General features: G+C 71.0%; 17 protein-coding genes. 10 read left to right on the forward strand and 7 right to left on the reverse strand.

Features of this window, described 5'->3' with window-relative positions:
* Positions 1 to 1,087 (forward strand): aminotransferase-like domain-containing protein (locus AC0I8G_RS03620; RefSeq protein ID WP_471728714.1); only part of this gene is annotated, 1,087 nt, incomplete at its 5' end.
* 6 nt (positions 1,088 to 1,093) lie between these two features.
* On the opposite strand, the gene AC0I8G_RS03625 is transcribed toward AC0I8G_RS03620, so the two are convergent.
* The 4 genes from AC0I8G_RS03625 to AC0I8G_RS03640 are packed head-to-tail and all read right to left on the reverse strand — an operon-like array spanning position 1,094 to position 6,204.
* Positions 1,094 to 2,011, reverse strand: a complete 918-nt coding sequence (locus tag AC0I8G_RS03625) for a carbohydrate ABC transporter permease (protein WP_471728715.1) — start codon at positions 2,009 to 2,011, stop codon at positions 1,094 to 1,096.
* A gap of 2 nt (positions 2,012 to 2,013) precedes the next feature.
* Positions 2,014 to 2,922 (reverse strand): carbohydrate ABC transporter permease, encoded by a 909-nt coding sequence (locus AC0I8G_RS03630; protein WP_380262768.1) that lies wholly within the window; start codon positions 2,920 to 2,922, stop codon positions 2,014 to 2,016.
* Entirely contained in the window at positions 2,919 to 4,232 is a 1,314-nt protein-coding gene (locus tag AC0I8G_RS03635) for an ABC transporter substrate-binding protein (RefSeq protein ID WP_471728716.1), read from the reverse strand. The genes AC0I8G_RS03630 and AC0I8G_RS03635 overlap by 4 nt, the downstream gene beginning before the upstream one ends.
* Positions 4,233 to 4,257: 25 nt before the next feature.
* A complete protein-coding gene (locus AC0I8G_RS03640; protein WP_471728717.1) occupies positions 4,258 to 6,204 on the reverse strand; it encodes a glycoside hydrolase family 127 protein in 1,947 nt (648 codons plus the stop codon).
* A gap of 122 nt (positions 6,205 to 6,326) precedes the next feature.
* On the opposite strand from AC0I8G_RS03640, the gene AC0I8G_RS03645 reads away from it, so the two are divergent.
* From AC0I8G_RS03645 to AC0I8G_RS03660, 4 genes are all read left to right on the forward strand, one after another.
* Entirely contained in the window at positions 6,327 to 7,328 is a 1,002-nt protein-coding gene (locus AC0I8G_RS03645) for a LacI family DNA-binding transcriptional regulator (protein ID WP_471728718.1), read from the forward strand.
* 99 nt (positions 7,329 to 7,427) lie between these two features.
* The gene (locus AC0I8G_RS03650) at positions 7,428 to 8,210 is read left to right on the forward strand and encodes a transporter substrate-binding domain-containing protein (RefSeq protein WP_471728719.1); all 783 of its coding nucleotides are present in this window, start codon (positions 7,428 to 7,430) and stop codon (positions 8,208 to 8,210) included.
* 28 nt (positions 8,211 to 8,238) lie between these two features.
* Complete coding sequence (locus tag AC0I8G_RS03655) at positions 8,239 to 8,907, forward strand: amino acid ABC transporter permease (protein WP_471728720.1); 669 nt, start codon at positions 8,239 to 8,241, stop codon at positions 8,905 to 8,907.
* Entirely contained in the window at positions 8,904 to 9,671 is a 768-nt protein-coding gene (locus AC0I8G_RS03660) for an amino acid ABC transporter ATP-binding protein (RefSeq protein ID WP_380262780.1), read from the forward strand. Before AC0I8G_RS03655 ends, AC0I8G_RS03660 begins: the two co-directional genes overlap by 4 nt.
* A gap of 3 nt (positions 9,672 to 9,674) precedes the next feature.
* Here the strand turns inward: AC0I8G_RS03660 and AC0I8G_RS03665 are convergent, their stop codons facing one another.
* Positions 9,675 to 10,118 (reverse strand): Uma2 family endonuclease, encoded by a 444-nt coding sequence (locus AC0I8G_RS03665; RefSeq protein WP_471728962.1) that lies wholly within the window; start codon positions 10,116 to 10,118, stop codon positions 9,675 to 9,677.
* A gap of 135 nt (positions 10,119 to 10,253) precedes the next feature.
* On the opposite strand from AC0I8G_RS03665, the gene AC0I8G_RS03670 reads away from it, so the two are divergent.
* A complete protein-coding gene (locus tag AC0I8G_RS03670; protein WP_471728721.1) occupies positions 10,254 to 11,480 on the forward strand; it encodes a DNA polymerase domain-containing protein in 1,227 nt (408 codons plus the stop codon).
* Here AC0I8G_RS03670 and AC0I8G_RS03675 read toward each other — a convergent pair whose 3' ends face one another.
* Positions 11,481 to 12,500, reverse strand: a complete 1,020-nt coding sequence (locus AC0I8G_RS03675) for a LacI family DNA-binding transcriptional regulator (RefSeq protein ID WP_471728722.1) — start codon at positions 12,498 to 12,500, stop codon at positions 11,481 to 11,483.
* A 217-nt stretch (positions 12,501 to 12,717) separates the two neighbouring features.
* Between AC0I8G_RS03675 and AC0I8G_RS03680 the strand changes: the two genes are divergently transcribed.
* From AC0I8G_RS03680 to AC0I8G_RS03695, 4 genes are read left to right on the forward strand one after another with little or no spacing between them, the layout of a single operon-like run.
* Entirely contained in the window at positions 12,718 to 13,998 is a 1,281-nt protein-coding gene (locus AC0I8G_RS03680) for an ABC transporter substrate-binding protein (RefSeq protein ID WP_471728723.1), read from the forward strand.
* Positions 13,998 to 14,993, forward strand: coding sequence for a carbohydrate ABC transporter permease (locus AC0I8G_RS03685; RefSeq protein WP_328293227.1), 996 nt, complete (start codon positions 13,998 to 14,000; stop codon positions 14,991 to 14,993). The genes AC0I8G_RS03680 and AC0I8G_RS03685 overlap by 1 nt, the downstream gene beginning before the upstream one ends.
* On the forward strand, positions 14,990 to 15,904 hold the full coding sequence (locus AC0I8G_RS03690) for a carbohydrate ABC transporter permease (protein WP_471728724.1): 915 nt from the start codon (positions 14,990 to 14,992) through the stop codon (positions 15,902 to 15,904). The genes AC0I8G_RS03685 and AC0I8G_RS03690 overlap by 4 nt, the downstream gene beginning before the upstream one ends.
* Positions 15,905 to 15,946: 42 nt before the next feature.
* On the forward strand, positions 15,947 to 16,789 hold the full coding sequence (locus tag AC0I8G_RS03695) for a PhzF family phenazine biosynthesis protein (protein ID WP_471728725.1): 843 nt from the start codon (positions 15,947 to 15,949) through the stop codon (positions 16,787 to 16,789).
* 28 nt (positions 16,790 to 16,817) lie between these two features.
* Here AC0I8G_RS03695 and AC0I8G_RS03700 read toward each other — a convergent pair whose 3' ends face one another.
* Positions 16,818 to 18,374, reverse strand: a complete 1,557-nt coding sequence (locus AC0I8G_RS03700) for a GGDEF domain-containing protein (protein ID WP_471728726.1) — start codon at positions 18,372 to 18,374, stop codon at positions 16,818 to 16,820.
* Positions 18,375 to 18,386: the final 12 nt, after the last annotated feature.

An 18,386-nucleotide genomic window follows, 5' to 3' on the forward strand; every position in this document is an offset into this window, starting at 1 on the left:
GCCCGCCGCCCCCACCGTCCTCGACCTCTCCCGGCAGGCGGTCGAGGACCTGCCCCGGCACCTCTCCGGGGTCGGCTACGACCTCGTCGGCCTCCCGGAACTGCGCACGCAGCTCGCCCTCCGCTACACCGCGCGAGGTCTGGCGACGCGACCGGACGAGGTCCTCGTGACCCTCGGCGCCCAGCACGCCGTCGGCCTGCTGGCCCGTGCCCTGACCTCCCCGGGGGACCGGGTGCTCGTCGAGTCCCCGGGGTACCCGCACGCCCTGGACGCCGTCCGCGCCGTGGGTGGTCGTCCGGTCGCCGTCCCCGTGGCACCCACGACCGCGACGTCGGCGGGAGGCTGGGACCAGGAGTCGCTCGAGGAGGCCTTCGCCCGCACCCGGCCCGCGCTCGGGTACCTGATGCCGGGGTTCCACAACCCCACCGGCTCGGTGATGCCCGCCGCGCAGCGCCGGCGGGTCTGCGAACTCGCCCGCCGCTACGGGACCCGGCTCGTCGTCGACGAGACCACCAACGACCTCGCGATCGACCGGGAGGTCCCGCCCCCGTTCCCCTCCGACGTGATCCACGTCGGCTCGGCGGCCAAGACCCTGTGGGGCGGCCTGCGGATCGGCTGGATCCGCGCCGACGCCGCCACCGTCCGCCACCTCGCCGAACGCCGCTCCACGTGGGAACTCGGGACCCCCGTCCTCGACCAGCTCGTGGTCGCCCGGGCCCTGCCGGACCTGGACGCGGTCCTGGCCGCACGCGGCGTCGAACTCCGGGCCCGCCGCGACGCCCTCCTCTCGGAGGTCGGCGACCGGTTGCCCGAGTGGGAACTCCCCGTCGTACCGGGTGGCCTGGCGTTGTGGGTGCACCTCGGCCGGGCGCTCAGCTCACCGTTGGCGGTAGCCGCGCGCCGCTACGGCGTGCACGTCACCGCGGGCCCGCGCTTCGGGGTGGACGGCGCGTTCGAGCGCTACCTGCGGCTGCCGTTCGGAGCCGATCCGGAGACCCTGCGCGAGGCGGTGGCCAGGCTCGCGCACGCCTGGAACGACGTCCGGGCGACGGCCCCCTCGCCGTCGCCCTTCGCCGTCCTGGTCTGACGCCTCTCAGCCCTTGACCGCCCCCGAGGCGAGACCGGCGACGTAGAACCGTTGCAGGGCGACGTAGAGGATCACGCAGGGGACCATCGCGACCACCGCACCCGCGACGAGGTACCCGAAGTTCACCGCGCCGTAGGCCCCGGCCTGCAGGTTCACCAGCGACAGCGGCAGCGTGTAGAGCTTGTCGTCGGTGAGGAACGTCAGGGCGCCGAGGAACTCCGTCCAGCTGGCCAGGAACGCGAACAGCGCACTCGTCGCCATCCCGGGGACGAGCATGGGCCGCAGCACCGACACCAGCGCGCGCATGGTCCCGGCGCCGTCGACGCGGGCGGAGTCCTCGATCTCGGCCGGGATGTTCTCGAACGCGTTCCGCATCACGAACACCCCGAACGGCAGGTTGACCGTCGAGTAGAACAGCACCAGACCCAGGCGGGAGTCCGTGAGACCCATGGCGTTCATCTGCAGGTAGAGCGGGGTGATGATGGCCTGGAAGGGCACCATCATCGTCACCACGATCAACCCGAACAGGACGTTGCGGCCACGGAAGTGGAACCGGCCGAACCCGTAGCCGGCCAGCGTGGCCAGGACCGCGGTCAGCACCGCCGTGCAGACCGAGACGATCAGGCTGTTGGCGACGGCGCGGACGATGTCGGCGTCCCCGGTGAACAGCGCCTTGAAGTTCTCGGTCGTGAACTGCGTCAGGGCGGACAGCGTCGGGGTGGCCGACACGATCGCGTCGTTGCTCTGGAACGACCGCAGGATCGACCACAGCAACGGCACGAGGAACACCAAGGCCGCGAGGGTTCCGCCGAGCCAGTACAGGGTGAGCTTCGTGCGGGTCTCGGCCCGCCCGTTCACCGGAGCCCGACCGGTCGAGCGGACCTTCAGCTCCCCACCGGGTTTCGTCGTGGTCAGGGTCGCCATCGTCAGGCCTTCTCTCGCAACAGGCGGAACTGGGCCGCGGTGACCAGGCCGATGACCACGACGAGGACGATCGACAGCGCCGACGCCGCGCCGAGCTGCAGCTGGACGAACCCGCGCTGGTAGACGTACATGACGACGCTCTGGGTGTCCGTCCCCGGGCCACCCCGGGTGAGGATGTAGAACTGGGTGAACGCCAGCAGGGATCCGATGACCGAGATCACCAGGCTCATCGCGATGGTCCGGCGCAGCATCGGGACGGTGATGTCCCGTTCCCGCTGCCACCAGCTCGCGCCGTCCATCTCGGCCGACTCGTAGACGTCGCGCGGGATCCCCTGCATCCCGCCCATGAGCAGGACCATCGTGAGACCGGAGACGGCCCACACGATCATCACGCAGATCAGGCCCGTCGCGAGCGGGCCGTCGGCCAGCCACGCCGTCGTCCCGTCGGTGACCCCGAGGGCCTTGAGGACGATGTTCACCGCCCCCGAGCTCGGCTGCGCCTCGAGCACCATGAGGAAGCTCAGGGTCGTCAGGCCGATGACGTAGGGGATGAAGAAGACGGTGCGGAACACCGTCGAGAACCGGCGGTTGCTGCGCACCACGACGGCCAGGACGTACCCCAGCACGAGGATCGGGATCGTGACGATCGCGGTGTACAAGACGGTGTACCCGACGGACTTCCAGAACACCGGGTCCGAGGCCACGGCGGCGTAGTTGCCGAGACCGATGAAGTGGTAGGACCCGATCAGCGGCCAGTTCGTCAACGACATGTAGACCGCGAAGACGAGCGGCACCAGCACGAAGACGACGACGAACGCCAGCGCCGGCAGGGTCAGCAGCACCCCCGTCAGGGGCGGGTGGGTGAGGGACTTCGGACGACGGTCGATCGGGGGTCTGGTCAGCGTGCTCACAATTGGGCCTGTTCCAGGATGCGGTCGAAGTCCTTCTGCCCCTGCGCCAGCGCCCCGTCGAGGTCGTCGTCGAAGACGGCCCGGCGGAAGGCGGCGATCCAGGGAGAGTCCTGCTGGTTGAAGAGCAGGTTGTAGGCGAGCGTCGTCGGCGCGTAGGCGCCGGCGATCCCGTCGAGCGGGGCGACGGCCAACGGGAACTTCTCCCGGTACTCCGGCGTCGCGGCGTCGGCACGCACCGGGATGTACCCGCCGGCGGGCAGGTTCTGCTGCTGCGGGACGTCGAGGGCGAACTTCGCGAACTCCCACGCCCCCGACGCGTTGGGCGCGCCGCGCGGGATGCAGAGGTTGTCCCCGCCCGCGAACGTCGCCCGTCCGCCGTCCGGGCCGGGCAGCAGCACGACCCCGGTCTTGGCCTGCATCTCCGGATCGGCGTTCAGGACGGCGACAGAGAAGTTGGCCGGGATCAGCCCGACCTTCCCGTCGCGGAAGTCGGCCCCCCAGCGGGAACCGTCGCCGGAGAAGTTGGCCTGCGGCATGAGCTTCTCCTTCCACATCGTCCGGTAGAAGTCGAAGGTCCGCCGGACCGCGTCGTTGTCCGCGATGGCCCCCTTCTGCGCTCCGACCTCACCGACGATGTTCGGTGCGTCGGCGGCCCAGATGTGGGGCTGGACGACGAAGCCGAGGATGCCCGCGGCGTTGGCGTCGATCGACCAGCCGTAGGTCCCGTCGCCGATCGCGCCGATCGCGCGGGCGGCCTCGAGCAACCCGTCGAGGTCCTGGGTCTGCTCCGCAGGGTCGAGTCCGACCTTCTCGAACAACTCGGTGTTGTAGAACAGCGCCGAGTTGTCCGCGATGTAGGGGACGCCGTAGTTCTTGTCGTCGCGCACGGCCAACCGGAGCTGACCCGGGTTGAGCTGGTCGGCGAAGTCGAGCTGCTGGACCAGCGGGGTCAGGTCGGTGAACGAGTCGCGGTAGATGAACAACATCGAGTTGATGTCGTCGATGTCCACGATGTCCGGCACGTTGCCACCGCGGATCGCGGTGGCGAGCTTGGTGACGTACTGCCCGTCCAGGACCGGGGTGACCTCGACGGTCACCCGGTCCTGGGAGGCGTTGAACGCGTCGACGACCTGCCGGACGCCGACGACTGTCGCCGCCCGGCACCACAACCGCACGGTCCCGGTGGCGTTCTCACCGAAACCGGCGGCCGTCACGTCGGCCTCCGGCAGGGCGGACGCGCAGGCCGGCAGGAGAGCCGCCAGCGCTGCGAGTCCGCCCAGTCCGAGCACGTTCCTGCGGTGGAGCTCCATCGCACCTCCTCCAGGGTTCACGGGGTCAGGCCCGCGGGAACCAGACCCGCATGGCACCGAGTTCACGGTTGGCCCACGCGTAGTACGGGATGGCCGGCACGAGGAGGGTCTCCTCGGCGGCTTCGGGGGCCGGGTCGTCCCCGGCCGGTCGGTAGAGCGGGCCGCTCGCCGCGGCGAGGGCCACGTGCACGGGCAGCTGGAGGACGGTGACGCCCTCCAGCAGGTCGGCACGGTGTTCCGAACCCGCTCCACGCAGCTCGGAGACGCGGACCCGCAGGTCGTCGGCGGGCAGGTCGGCCGGGAGGTCGGCCTGCTCGACGGCGTACACGAGGGGGCCGCGTTCGACGACGACGCAACCCCGCACGGCGTCGACGCGGGTGTCGGCCTCGACGACGCGGACCGTCATCGGGAGCACGAGTTCCACGACGTCGCCGACGGCGAACTCGCGACGGACGCGCAGGTACTCCCCCGCCGTCACGGCCACGTCGCCACCGTTGACCATCGCGGTGGCCCCCTCGGCCCAGGCCGGCACGCGCAGGGCGAGTTCGAACTCGCCCGGGGTCGCGGTGACCTCGACGCGGACGGTGCCGTCCCAGGGGTAGTCGGTGGTCACGGCCAGCGTGGCCCCGGCCGCCTCGATCGTGCCGGTCGTGAACTGGTGGACCTGCACGCCCTGGGCCGAACTGGTGGCGACGTAGGCGTCCAGGCTGGACAGCGTCCGCATGATGTTGGGCGGGCAGCACGCGCAGTCGAACCAGGCCCGGCGGCCGTGGGTCGCGCTGCGTTCCTCCTCGGCGTGCGCGCCGTGGCGCAGCTGCAGCGCGTTGACGTAGAAGTACTCCGTCCCGGCGAGGGAGACGCCGGGCAGGAACGCGTTGTAGAGGGTCCGTTCGACGAGGTCGGCGTAGCGGGAGTCCCCCGTCGCCAGCAGCATCCGCCAGGTCCACTGGACGCTGCCGATGGCGGCGCAGGTCTCGGCGTAGGCGCGGTCGGGGCTGAGCTCGTGGTGGTCGCCGAACTGCTCCCAGTCCCAGCGGGAACCGATGCCACCGGTGACGTAGGCCTTGGAGGCGAGCATGCCCTCCCACTGCCGCGTGAGGGCGGCGAGCAACCCGGCGTCGGAGGTCTCGGCCGCCACGTCGGCGGCACCGGCGGTGAAGTACACGGCGCGGACCGAGTGGCCCTCGGGCGAGGTCTGCTCGCGCACGGGGACGCGGTCGGAGAAGTACGTGGGTTCCTTGCCGTGCAGCCGCTCGATGATCCCCGTGCCGCGGGCGTCGACGAACCAGGTGGCGAGGTCGAGGTACTCGCGCTTCCCCGTCTCGCGGAAGAGTTCGACCAGGCCCATCTCGACGACGGGGTGACCGTCGACCTCCTCCGTCTTCCCGGCGCCGAAGGTGGCGACGAGGTGGTCGGCCAGCTTCACGGCGACGTCGAGCAGGCGGGTCTCGCCGGTGCCGCGGTGGACGGCGACGGCGGCCTGGAAGAGGTGTCCGGCGCAGTAGTGCTCGTGGCTCCAGGGCAGGTCGACGTAGCGCTCACCCTTCCCGCGGACCTGCTGGACGGAGTCGAGGTAGCCGTCCTCGGCCTGCGCGGCGGCGACGACGTCGCTGACCTCGCGGATCCAGGCGAGGATCTGCTCGTCCGCGCCGCGCCCGTACTCCCAGCCGGCGGCCTCGAGCCACTTGTAGACGTCGGAGTCCATGAAGATCGGGCCCTTGACCTCGCCCTGCTCCGTCCCCGCGGCGATCCGCAGGTTGCGCAGGTTGCCGGCCGTCTCGAGCTTCTCGTAGCCCGTGCGGATGGCCTGGCGGCGGTTGGCCTCCTGGCGCTCGAACCAGAAGCCGCTGGTGATGCGCGAGGCGCCGAGCGGGACGGGGTGCAGGACGACGGCCGCGTCGGCCGTCGGCGCGGCGGGGGCGCCGGCGGTGCTGTTCACGGTCAGGTCGGGCCCAGCGGTCGTGCTGGTCATCAGCTCTCCATCGAGTCTCGGAAACGCCGGAACACGTTTTCTGCCGTCACCGTAGAACGCCGTCCCGCCGCCGTCAAGGGACCTGTAGTCTGCTGCGACTCACAGGGATCGGAGGGCGAGCGATGACGGAAAGCACCGTTCCGGCTCGGATCGTCGACGTCGCCGCGCTCGCCGGGGTCTCCGCAGGGACGGCGTCCAAGGCCCTCAACGGCACCGGGCAGCTGCGCGACGAGACGCGCGAACGGGTCCGCCGGGCCGCCGAGCAGCTCGGCTTCACCCCCGACTCCCTCGGGCGCGGCCTGTCCTCCGGACGCAGCTACACCGTGGGACTGATCACCACCGACAGCTTCGGCCGCTTCTCCATCCCCATCCTGCTGGGTGCGGAGAACGCCCTGGGGGCGGGCGAGATGAGCGTCCTGCTCTGCGACAGCCGGGACGACCCGCTGCGCGAGCAGCACTACCTGCGGACGCTGCTGGCCCGCCGGGTCGACGGGATCATCGTCACCGGGCGCCGCACCGAGTCCCGGGCCCCCATCGCGATCCCCGGTCACGTCCCGGTCGTCTACGCCTTCACCCCCTCCCAGGACCCCCGGGACACCTCGCTGACCATCGACCAGAGCGGCGGGGCCGCGGCCGCCGTCCGCCACGTCCTCGACCTCGGACGACGCCGCGTCGCCCACGTCACCGGTCCCGAGGACCACCACGCGGCCCGGGTCCGGCGCGCGGCCGCGGAGGAGACCGCCGGGGACGCCCTCGTCGGCCCGACCCTGCACGGGGACTGGAGCGAACGCTGGGGTCGCCTCGCCGCGGACCTGCTGCTGCGCAAGCACCCGGAGCTCGACGCCATCACCTGCGGCAGCGACCAGATCGCCCGCGGGATCTGCGACGGCCTGCGCGACGCGGGCCGGACGGTGCCCGGGGACGTCGCCGTCGTGGGCTTCGACGACTGGGACGTCATCGCCCTGGCCGCCCGTCCCCCGCTGACGACGGTCAACCTGGGGCTGGAGGCGCTGGGCCGCCGTGCGGGCGAACTGCTGCTCGACGCCGTCGCCGGCACCACCTCCCCGGGCTCGACGACGATGCCCACCCGCCTCGTCGTCCGCCAGTCCACCGTCCCCGCCTGAGGGCCGTCCGGGGCGCGCCGGGAATGCGCAGCCCCTAGGTTGTCGCTGCACCGTCGGGTGCTCACGGTGGGTGCCCGTTCTCAGGAGGACAGCTCAGCCATGCGACGCAGGACCCTCGGCACCATCAGCGCACTCGCCCTCGCGGGCCTCCTGGCCGCGTGCGGAGGCGGCGACACCGCGGGCTCCACCGACGACTCGCTGAGCTTCGGCACGGAGGGCACCTACTCCCCGTTCAGCTTCCACGACGAGAAGACCAACCAGCTCACCGGCTACGACGTCGAGGTCGCCCAGGCCGTCGGGAAGCAGCTCGGGCGCAAGGTCGAGTTCTCGGAGAACAACTTCGACTCCCTCTTCGCCGGCATGGAGGCCAAGCGCTACGACGGCGTGGCCAACCAGGTGTCCATCACCGACGCGCGGAAGGCGAAGTACGCCTTCTCCACCCCCTACACGGTGTCCACGGGCGTCGTGGTGACCCGCGCGGACGACACCTCGGTGACCTCGCTGGCCGACATCTCCGGCAAGACCTCGGCGCAGTCCACGACGAGCAACTGGGCCCAGACCGCGACCGACGCCGGTGCGAAGGTCGAGGCCGTCGAGGGCCTGACCCAGGCCATGACCCTGCTCAAGCAGGGCCGGGTGGACGTCACCGTCAACGACCAGCTCGCCGTCCTCGACTACCTCAAGACCTCAGGGGACACCGGGGTGAAGATCGCCGCGAAGACCGACGACCAGACCGAGCAGGCCTTCGTCTTCCGCAAGGACGAGGCCGACACCGCCCAGCAGGTCAGCGACGCGCTGGCCAAGCTGAAGGCCGACGGCACCCTGGCCACGATCTCGCAGAAGTGGTTCGGCCAGGACGTCTCCAGCCCGGCCGCCGGCTGAGACCGGACGGGACGAGGGAGGGCACCACGTGGACCAGAGCACCCTGGACCTGGTGAAGGACTCCCTCGTCCCGCTCGCGAGCGGGCTGTTCAGGGGGACGATCCCCCTCACCCTGGCCAGCTTCCCGATCGGCCTCGTGCTCGCGCTGGTCGTGGCCCTCATGCGGCTGTCCAGCGTTCGCGTCCTGCAGGGGATCGCGCGCTTCTACGTGTCGGTCATCCGCGGGACGCCGCTGCTGCTGCAGCTCTTCCTCATCTACTACGCGCTGCCGTCGTTCGGCCTGACGATCGACCCGTTCCCCAGCGCGGTCATCGCCTTCAGCCTCAACGTCGGCGGCTACGCCTCCGAGGTCATCCGCGCCGCGATCCTCTCCGTCCCCCGGGGCCAAACCGAGGCCGCGCTGACCATCGGCATGAGCTACCCGACGACGATGCGGCGCATCGTGCTCCCGCAGGCCACCCGGGTCGCGGTGCCGCCGCTGTCCAACACCCTCATCTCGCTGGTCAAGGACACCTCGCTGGCCTCGGCGATCCAGGCGACCGAGCTCCTGCGCAAGGCCCAGGAGCTCGCGGCGCCCACCTTCGAGTTCTTCACGCTCTACGGCCTGGCCGCGCTCTACTACTGGGTCGTCTGCCTGGTCCTGTCGTTCGCCCAGACCCGCGCCGAGACGCGCCTGAACCGCTACGTGGCGAGGTGAACGTGGACCTGCTGGAAGTTCGCGGACTGCACAAGTCCTTCGGCGACCACCACGTGCTGCGCGGGATCGACGCCCACGTCGCCCCGGGTTCCGTGACCGTCCTCATCGGGCCCTCGGGTTCGGGCAAGACCACCGTGCTGCGTTCCCTCAACGCGCTCGAGGTGCCCGACGCGGGGACCGTGCGCATCGGCGACGTCAGCGTGGAGTTCTCCCCCGCGCTGCGCGGGCGGGCGTTGCAGCGGGCCACCACGCGGTTGCGGGCCCAGAGCGGCATGGTCTTCCAGAGCCACAACCTGTTCCCGCACCTGTCGGTGCTGCAGAACGTCATCGAGGGCCCGGTCCTGGTGCAGCGTCGCCCGCCGGAGGAGGCCCGGGCCGAGGGTCTCGCCCTGCTGGAACGGGTCGGCCTGTCCGAGAAGGCCGATCAGCACCCGTACCAGTTGTCGGGTGGTCAGCAGCAGCGCGTCGGGATCGCCCGGGCGCTGGCGATCCGGCCGCAGGTCGTGCTCTTCGACGAACCCACGTCCGCACTCGACCCGGAACTCGTCGGGGAGGTGCTGGCCGTCATGAAGGACCTGGCCGGTGAGGGCTGGACGATGGTCGTCGTCACCCACGAGATGCGGTTCGCGTCCCAGGTGGCCGACCAGGTGCTGTTCCTCGACGGTGGCGTCATCGTCGAACAGGGCCCCCCGTCCGCGGTCCTGGAGAACCCCCGCGAGGACCGCACCCGCCGGTTCCTGCAACGCCTGATCAACCCGATCTGAGGATCAGGCCCAGCCCAGCAGACTCCTGATGTCGGCGGCGCTCAGGTCGAAGACGTCGCTCCTCGGGCGGGGACCACCGCTACCGACGACCTCGACCGTCTCGGCGGCCGGGGTGATCTGCCAGACCTCGCGAACGGCGCGACCCAGGTACCAGGGAACCTTCTCCTCAGTGTCATCGCCTGGAGAGACCACCACGACGACGACGTCGACGGTGGGGACGTACAAGCCCAGCTGATCGGCGGAGAGCCCGGTCGCGATCCACCCCATGTCCGGAATGCGGTAGTCACCTTCGGTCCCCAGGTTGAACTCGCCCAGCGTGACCAATCCCCGGGCCTCAGCGCGGTCGTGGAGACGCGCACCGAGGCGGTGGGACAACGCGCCGTGGGAGGCGCGAGCGTGCGGTACCACGTGGTAGATCCCGTTCCAGACCTCGTCGCGTGTGTCCAGGCCGAAGACGGCGGCGTTCGGCGATCCACGGGTCCAGCGCGTCGCCGTGGACGACGTACGTGGTGGTGCTCACGGTCTGCCTCCTCCGCCCCCTGCTGCCTGTCCTCACGATGCCACGGACACTAGGGTCGGAACGTGGCGTCCCCGCAGATCGTCCTCGAACTCGCCGGCCGCGAGGTCACGGTCACGAACCCGGACAAGGTGGTCTTCCCGCAGACCGGGACGACGAAGCTCGACCTGATCCGCTACTACCTCTCCGTCGCCGACGGCGCGCTGCGGGGCGTGCGCGGACGGCCGATGGTCCTCAAGCGGTTCGTGAAGGGCATCGAGGCCGAGGCGGTGTTCCAGAAGCGGGCTCCGGAGAAACGCCCCGACTGGATCGAAGTCGCGGAACTGCACTACGCGCGGGGGACCTCCGCAGCCGAGACGGTCGTGCGGGACGAGGCCTCCCTGACCTGGGTCGTCAACCTCGGTTGTCTGGACCTCAACCCGCACCCCGTGCTCGCCGAGGACCTCGACCACCCGGTGGAACTGCGCATCGACCTCGACCCGATGCCCGGCGTGGACTGGCACCAGATCGTCGACGTCGCGTTCGTCGCGCGCGAGGTGCTGGCCGACCACGGGTTGACCGCGTGGCCCAAGACGTCGGGGTCCCGGGGTTTCCACGTCTACGCCCCGATCGATCCCGTGTGGTCCTACCCGCAGGTGCGGCTCGCGGCCGAGACCGTGGCCCGCGAGGTCGAGAACCGGGCCGGCGGGTTGGCGACGAGCCGGTGGTGGAAGGAGGAACGCGGTGAGGGCGTCTTCGTCGACTTCAACCAGAACGCCAAGGACCGAACGGTCGCCTCGGCCTACTCCGTCCGCGCCCTCCCCGACGGCCGGGTGTCGACCCCGCTGACCTGGGACGAGGTGCGCGACGTGCGCCCCGAGGACCACACCGTCCTCACCGTGCCGCGGCGCGTCGCGGACCTCGGCGGTGATCCGTGGGCCGGCATGGACGGGGCCGGGGGTTCGCTGGAGGGGCTGCTCGACCTCGCCGACCGGCTGGGTCCGGCGGAGAAGGCCCCCAAGGGCACGGGGTCCCGGACGAAGACCATGCCGCTCGTCGAGATCGCCCGCGCGCGGACGAGACCCGAGGCCCTCGCCGGGCTGGAGGCGTGGAAGGCCAGGCACCCCGACGTCGTGCCGATGCTCACCGAGTCCGACGTCCTGCTCGACGGGATGCGCGGCAGCAGTTCGCTCTGGTACCGGATCCGGGTGAACCTGCAGCACGTCCCCGAGGCGGACCGTCCGGAACAGGCCGAGCTCGAGGTCGACTACGACCCGTGGGAGAAGTACCGCGGCGGGCAGTCCCGCCGCTGATCAGGCGGATCCGCGCGGGGTGAAGACGTGCTCGACCCAGCGGACCTCGGGTTCCGCGGGGTGGTGGGGATCGAGGGCGGCGACGGCGAGGTCGACGGCGTGCCGCGCGACCTCGGCCATGTCGACGGCGAGCGTCGTGAGCTGGGGGGTCATGAACGTGCCCAGGGACAACCCGTCGATCCCCACGACCCGGACCTCGTCCGGCACCGAGATGCCCTGCTCGGTGAACGTCGCCAGCGCACCGACGGCGAGGATGTCGTTCCACGCGAACACCGCGTCGGGCAACCCCCCGGCGATGAGCTCACGCGCCGCCCACCGGCCGGCCTCCACGTCCTGGGCCCCGGCGAAGACGAACCGCACGTCCATCCCCTCGGCCCGCAACGCGGAGGCGATGATCGCGGCGCGGGTGCTGACCTCGCGCTCGCGGTCACCGTCGACGACGGCGACGTCGCGGACGCCGACCGCGGCGAGGTGGGCCGCGGCCTCCCGCAGCGCCGGCCGCGGGTCGAGCGAGACACCACTGGTGGTGGACAGCAACCCCGCTGCCGGGGGGTCGATGCTGACGACGGTCATCCCGGCCAGGGCGTCGACCCACACGTCGCTGTCCCCCAGGTAGCCGAGGACGGCGTCGACCTGGCTGGCCAGGTCCCGCAGGACGCGGTCCCGGTCCGTGGCGTGGACGGTGTCGACGAGCACGACGTTCCAGCCCAGCTCCCCCGCGTAGCGGACGGTCGCTGCGGCGAACTCGGGGTAGTAGGGGTTGGTCAGGTCGGAGACGACGAGACCGAGCGTGTCGTGGGTGGCCCGGGCCAGACCGCGCCCGAACCGCGACGGCCGGTAGTGCAGTTCCTTGGCGGCCGCCAGGACGCGGGCCTTGGTGACCTGGCTGATCCCGTCCATGGCGTTCATGGCCCGGGTGACGGTCTGACGCGACACCCCCGCCGCCTGCGCGACGTCCTCGATCGTCGCCGAGGTCCGCCGGGCACGCCGCACGACGCGTTCGTCCTGTCCAGCGCTCACAGAAACTCCCCAGTCCGGTCCCGGATGTCCGGTACGCATCATCGCGTGCCTTGACAGTCACCACCCGCGGTGGCACCGTCCTATCACTCCGTGAGCGCTCACGACAGCGTCCATGGAGTTCACGGCCGAAGGTCTCGACGAAGAGAGTGGGCTGGTTGGATTGTCGTTGTCGTCATCCGCTCCGGGCGCGGTTCCCGGACGGCACAGCGGCCCGGGGTTGTCCCGACGCCGCGTGCTGCAGGGCGGCCTGGCCGCCGCTGCGGGGGTCCCGCTGACCGCATCCCTCGCGGGGTGCGGGTCGGGAACCTCGATCTCCAGCAACCCGAACGAACTGGTGCTCTGGTACTGGAACCGCTCGATCTCCCCCACCCTCCTCGCGACGGCGGCGAAGGGGATCCCGGGGACGGACCGGAAGCTGCGCGCCGACGTCCTGGGCGGGGCCTTCGACACCAAGCTGCGGACCAGCTTCGCCGCCCAGGCCTACATCCCGGACCTCACGGCCGTGAACTCCAACGCCGCGCTGTACTTCCCCAGCGAGGACCAGTTCTTCAACCTCGACGACTACGGGGCCCAGGACTACAAGGACGACTACTACGACTGGAAGTGGAACCTCGGCCGCACCCCCTCGGGCCGCTTCCTCTTCTTCCCGATGGACACCGGCCCGACCGGGTTCTTCTACCGGGCCGACCTCTTCGCCGCCGCCGGGCTGCCCTCGGAACCGGCCGACGTGAGTGCGGCGGTCCGGACCTGGGAGGAGTGGATCGCGCTCGGGGCGAAACTGCGGGAGACCAGCGACGTCGCCCTCGCCACCAACGCGGTCATGGTCTTCAACCAGTACGTCAACGCCTCACCGCAGCGGTACTTCGACTCCGACGACAAACCCCTCTTCCACTCCTCCGACTCCGCGATCAGGAAGGCGTGGGACACCGCCGTCGCCGCCATCGCCGCGAAGGTGACGCGCAACCTGCAGCTGGACACCGAGCAGAACGCCGCCTGGAACAGCGGCAAGCTCGGCGCGAACATCGAGGGCGCCTGGTGGATGAAGGTCCTCACCGACACCGCTCCGCAGACCTCGGGGAACTGGCGCATCGCGCAGCAACCCGGCGACCCCGGCAACAGCGGTGGGTCCTTCCTGGCCGTCCCCAAGTCCTGCAAGGACCCCGCGGCCGCCCTCGACTTCGCCCGCTGGCTGACGACCCCGGAGAACCAGGCGCAGTCCTACAACGAGATCCAGCTGTTCCCCTCCGCGCCCGCGGCGTTCGACCTGGGGACCATGGCGGACGCCGGTGGTTTCTACGGCGACCAGGACCCGCTGGAGTTCTTCAGCACCGCCGCCCAGAAGGTGCCGACCACGTTCATCAGCACCTACGAGAACCTCACGACGTCCTTCACCGACCAGCTGCGCGTGGTCGAGTCCGCCGGGAAGAACCCCGACGACGCCTGGGGCGACGCCGTGGCCGCCATCGACAAGCTGCTCAAGAAGCGAGGTGTCCTCTGATGGCCGTCACCCTGCCGACCGGCACGTCGACCGGTTCCCGGAACCGTCCCGACGGCGTCACCGTCGCCCGTCGCGGGCTGCGCTCCTGGTGGCCGCAGTACCTCGCGATCACCCCGTTCTACGTGATCTTCCTGGTCTTCGGCCTGCTGCCGATCCTGTTCTCGATCTACCTGTCGTTCACCGACTGGGACGGGATCAGCCAGATCAAGTTCGTCGGCCTCCAGCAGTACAACTACCTGATCCACGACACCCGGTTCTGGAACGCGGTGGGGAACACCCTGATCATCTGGGTCATCTCCACCGTCCCGATGCTGTTCATCGCGCTGGTGATGGCGTTCCTGCTGCACCAGAACATCCGCCTCAAGGGCTTCTACCGGGTCGCGTTCTTCGTCCCCAACGTCACGAGCATGGTCGCCATGGCGATCGTCTTCGGGTCGGTGTTCTCCGACAGCTTCGGGATCGTCAACTCGGCCCTCACGGCCCTGGGCCTGCCGACGGTGGCGTGGTTGTCCACCGGGTGGGGCATCAAGGTGACGCTGGCGATGCTCGTCATCTGGCGCTGGACCGGGTACAACGCGATCCTCTACCTGGCTGCGCTGCAGGCCGTCCCCAGCGACCTCTACGACGCCGCGAAGGTCGACGGCGCCGGGTTCTGGCGCACGTTCTTCTCGGTGACGATCCCGATGCTGCGACCGGTCATCCTCTTCACCGTCATCACCTCGACCATCGGCGGGCTGGGACTGTTCACCGAACCGCAGATCCTCTTCGGCGCGGCCAACGGCAACGGCACCGTCGGCGGGGTCAACGAGGCCGGCATGACGATCGTCCTCTACCAGTACAACCAGGCGTTCTCCCAGCTCGACTTCGGCTACGGGTCGGCCATCGCGTGGGCGCTGTTCATCCTCGCGGCCGTGTTCGCGATCATCAACTGGCGACTGCTGCGGGACCGGGACACCATCCCCGCCCCCAAGCGCACGAGGAAGGCGGGACGATGAGCGCACCCGAACTGGTCCGGTCCGGCTCCACGCGCGGGCGTGGTCGCCACGGCGACACCCTCGTCGTCCAGAAACCGCGTCGTAGCCGTCAGTGGTTCCTGGGCCGCGTCGTCACCCACGGCTGCATCATCATCGGGGTCGTCTTCGCCCTGTTCCCGTTCTACTGGCTGCTCGTCATGTCGACCAGCACCACGGCGCAGATCTTCGGGTACCCGCCCCGACTCATCCCCAGCACGCACCTGCTGGAGAACCTGCGCAACGTCGTCACGAGCGTGGACCTGCCGAGCTCGCTGCTGAACTCGTTCGTCGTCTCCGGGTCGCTCGCGGTCCTCGTCGTGCTCTTCGACTCCCTCGCCGCGTTCGCCTTCGCGAAGTTCCGCTTCCCCGGTCGCAACGTGCTCTTCACGGTCCTGCTGGCGACCTTCCTCGTCCCGGGCAACCTCTCCCTCGTCCCGAGCTTCATCCTGATGTCGAAGCTCGGCTGGGTCGGTGACCTCCAGGCCCTCATCGTCCCCGGCATCGCCAACGCCTTCGGGATCTTCCTGCTGCGCCAGTTCGCCACCGCCTCGATCCCGGACGAGCTCGTCGAGGCGGCGACCCTCGACGGTGCCGGGTTCTTCCGCACCTGGTGGTCGGTCGCCATCCCGATGCTGCGCGGTGGTCTCGCGTTCCTCGGGATCTTCACCTTCGTGACGGCCTGGAACGACTACGTCTGGCCGCTGGTCGTCCTGGTGAACCCGCAACGGCAGACCCTGCAGACGGCGCTGGCCCAGTTGAACTCGGTCTACACGACCGACTACGGGATGATCATGGCCGGCGCCGTGGTCAGCGTCGTCCCCCTCATCGGGATCTTCCTCATCGGCTCGCGGCACTTCATCGCCAACATCGCGGCCGGAGCGCTCAAGGGCTGAGCCGCTCCCACCGCAGGACGTCCACGTCGTAGAGTCCGCGACGTGGACGTCCTGCGTTACGCCGCCTTCACCACGGACCCGGCCGGGGGGAACCCCGCGGGGATCGTCCTCGACGCCGTCGACGCGACCGCCGGGGAGATGCTCGCCGTCGCCGCGGACGTGGGCTACGCCGAGACCGCCTTCGTCGTCGACACCGCGCACGGTGCGGAACGGCGGTTCGGGCTGCGCTACTTCTCCCCGCACGCGGAGGTCCCCTTCTGCGGACACGCGACCGTGGCGACGGCCGTCGCCCTCGCCGAACGCCACGGGGCGGGGCCCTTCACCTTCCAGACCCCGGTCGGGCTCGTGGCCCTGGAGACGGACCTCACCGGCGGCGTGGCCACCGCGTCGTTCACCAGCGTCGAACCCGCGGTCGAGGAACTGCCGGACGCGACGCTCAGCGAGGTCCTCGACCTGCTGGGGCTGCGGCAGGCGGACCTCGACGCGGACCACCCGCCGCGCCTCGCGGCCGCCGGGAACCCGCACCCGGTCCTGGTGCTGCGGGACGGTCCGACGTTCGACGGGTTCCGGTTCGACCCCGTGCGGGCCCGGCGGGTGCTGGACGCACACGGCTGGCCGGCCACCGTCAGCGTCCTGCACCGCCGCGAACCCGGGGTGTTCGAGGCCCGGAACCTCTTCCCCGTCGGGGACATCACCGAGGACCCGGCGACCGGTTCCGCCGCGGCCGCGTTCGGGGGCTACCTGCGCGAACTGCGCCTGGTGGACCCACCGGCCCGGGTGACCATCCTGCAGGGCCGGCACGTGGGCCGTCCCGGCGTCCTCACGGTCGACGTCCCCGCACGGGGCGGCATCGTCGTCACGGGTTCCGCGGTCCCGATCGCGTGACGCGAGGGCACCCGCCGGACCTCACCGCCTAGCGGGTCACGACGCAGTTGCGCCCCGCCGCCTTCGCGGCGTAGAGGCGCGCGTCGGCCGCGGACAGCAGCGACGCCTTGTCCCCCGCGGGATCCAGGGTGGCGACCCCGGCGCTGACGGTGATGCCCCGCCGGGGGGTGACCGCGGACCAGTCGTGCCCCGCGACCGTCCGCCGGACCCACTCGGCCGCACGGGCGGCGTACCCCTCGTCGTCGCTCGCCAGGACGAGCACGAACTCCTCGCCCCCCAGGCGCGCCGCGAAGGAGTCCGGGAACCGCACCACGGCGTCGGCCAGGATGCCGGCGAAGATGCAGAGGACCTGGTCCCCCACCTCGTGGGAGAACGTGTCGTTGACCGTCTTGAAGTGGTCGAGGTCGAGCAGGACCGCGCTCACGAGCCGTCCGCCCACCTGGAACGCCGTGATGAGTTCCGGGAGCCGTTCGTCGACGAAGAGCCGGTTGCCCAGCCCCGTCAGCGGATCGCGCCGGGCCTCCTCGCGGTAGCGGGCGGCCTCCTCCCGGGCGACGTCGGTCTCGAACATCGCCTGCCGGGCCCGGGCCTGCGCCTCGCGCTGCTCCGACAGCAACTCCTTGTCGGCCGCGTGGAAGGCCTTGTGGGTCTCGAAGGCCGCCCGCAGGTCGCCGAGGGCGGCGAACACCTCGGCCTGTTCCTCCAGGATCTGGGTGCGGACGTCGGCGAACCCCACCCCGGTGCAGGCGGCCCGGGCCTCCTGGAGGGTCGCCGAGGCCGCGGTGGCGTCCCCGAGGACCCGCTGGGCGACCGCGAGGGTGAGCAGGTAGACGGGGAGGTCGTCGGCGTTCTTGATCTCCATCGCGGAGCTCGTCCGGACCGCGGCCCGGGCGACCTCCTGGGCCGTGGTCGCGTCCCCGCAGAGCAGGTGGATGCGCGCGACGGTGTCGAGGGTGTTCGCGTTCAACGGGCGGTCGTAGCGCCGGCTGAGCTCCTGGAGCAGGGCGAGTTCCCGTCGGGCGGCCGTGACGTCACCGCGTTCGAGTTCGCAGTAGGCGCGGTTGTTCACGACCAGCAGGTGGAGCTGTGCGTCACCGAGGGCGAGTTCCTCGGCGCGGCGGTACCAGGACCGGGAGTCCTCGTGCGCTCCGAGTTCGTCCAGGAGGTCCGCGACCTTGATGAGGACCCGCGTCCGGACGCGCTGCGGGACGTCGTCGTCGAAGGCCGCCGCCGCGTCCAGGGCGTGCTCGAGCGCCGTCGGCCGGTCGCCGATGTCGGTGAAGGACCGGGCGAGGACCCAGCTGGCCCGCACCCGGAGCTCGCTCGTGAGGTCGGGGTGCTCGCGCCGCACCGCGGCGACGGCGGCCGCCGCGGCCGCGCCGTCACCGTCGCGCTGCAGGGCCTCGGCCTCCCAGACGCGGGCACAGGCCAGGGCCCCGCGCGCGCCCAGGTCCCAGGCCCGCCCGGCGAGGGAGCGGGCCACCCGGGCGCCCTCCGCGGGGTCCATGCCCACCAGGTCGTCGAGCTCGTCGAGCTCGCGGCGCAACTGCTGCACGGGGTCGAGCGAGACGTCGCGCACCGCCACGCCCACACCACC

Source organism: Kineococcus sp. AC630, from assembly GCF_979255925.1.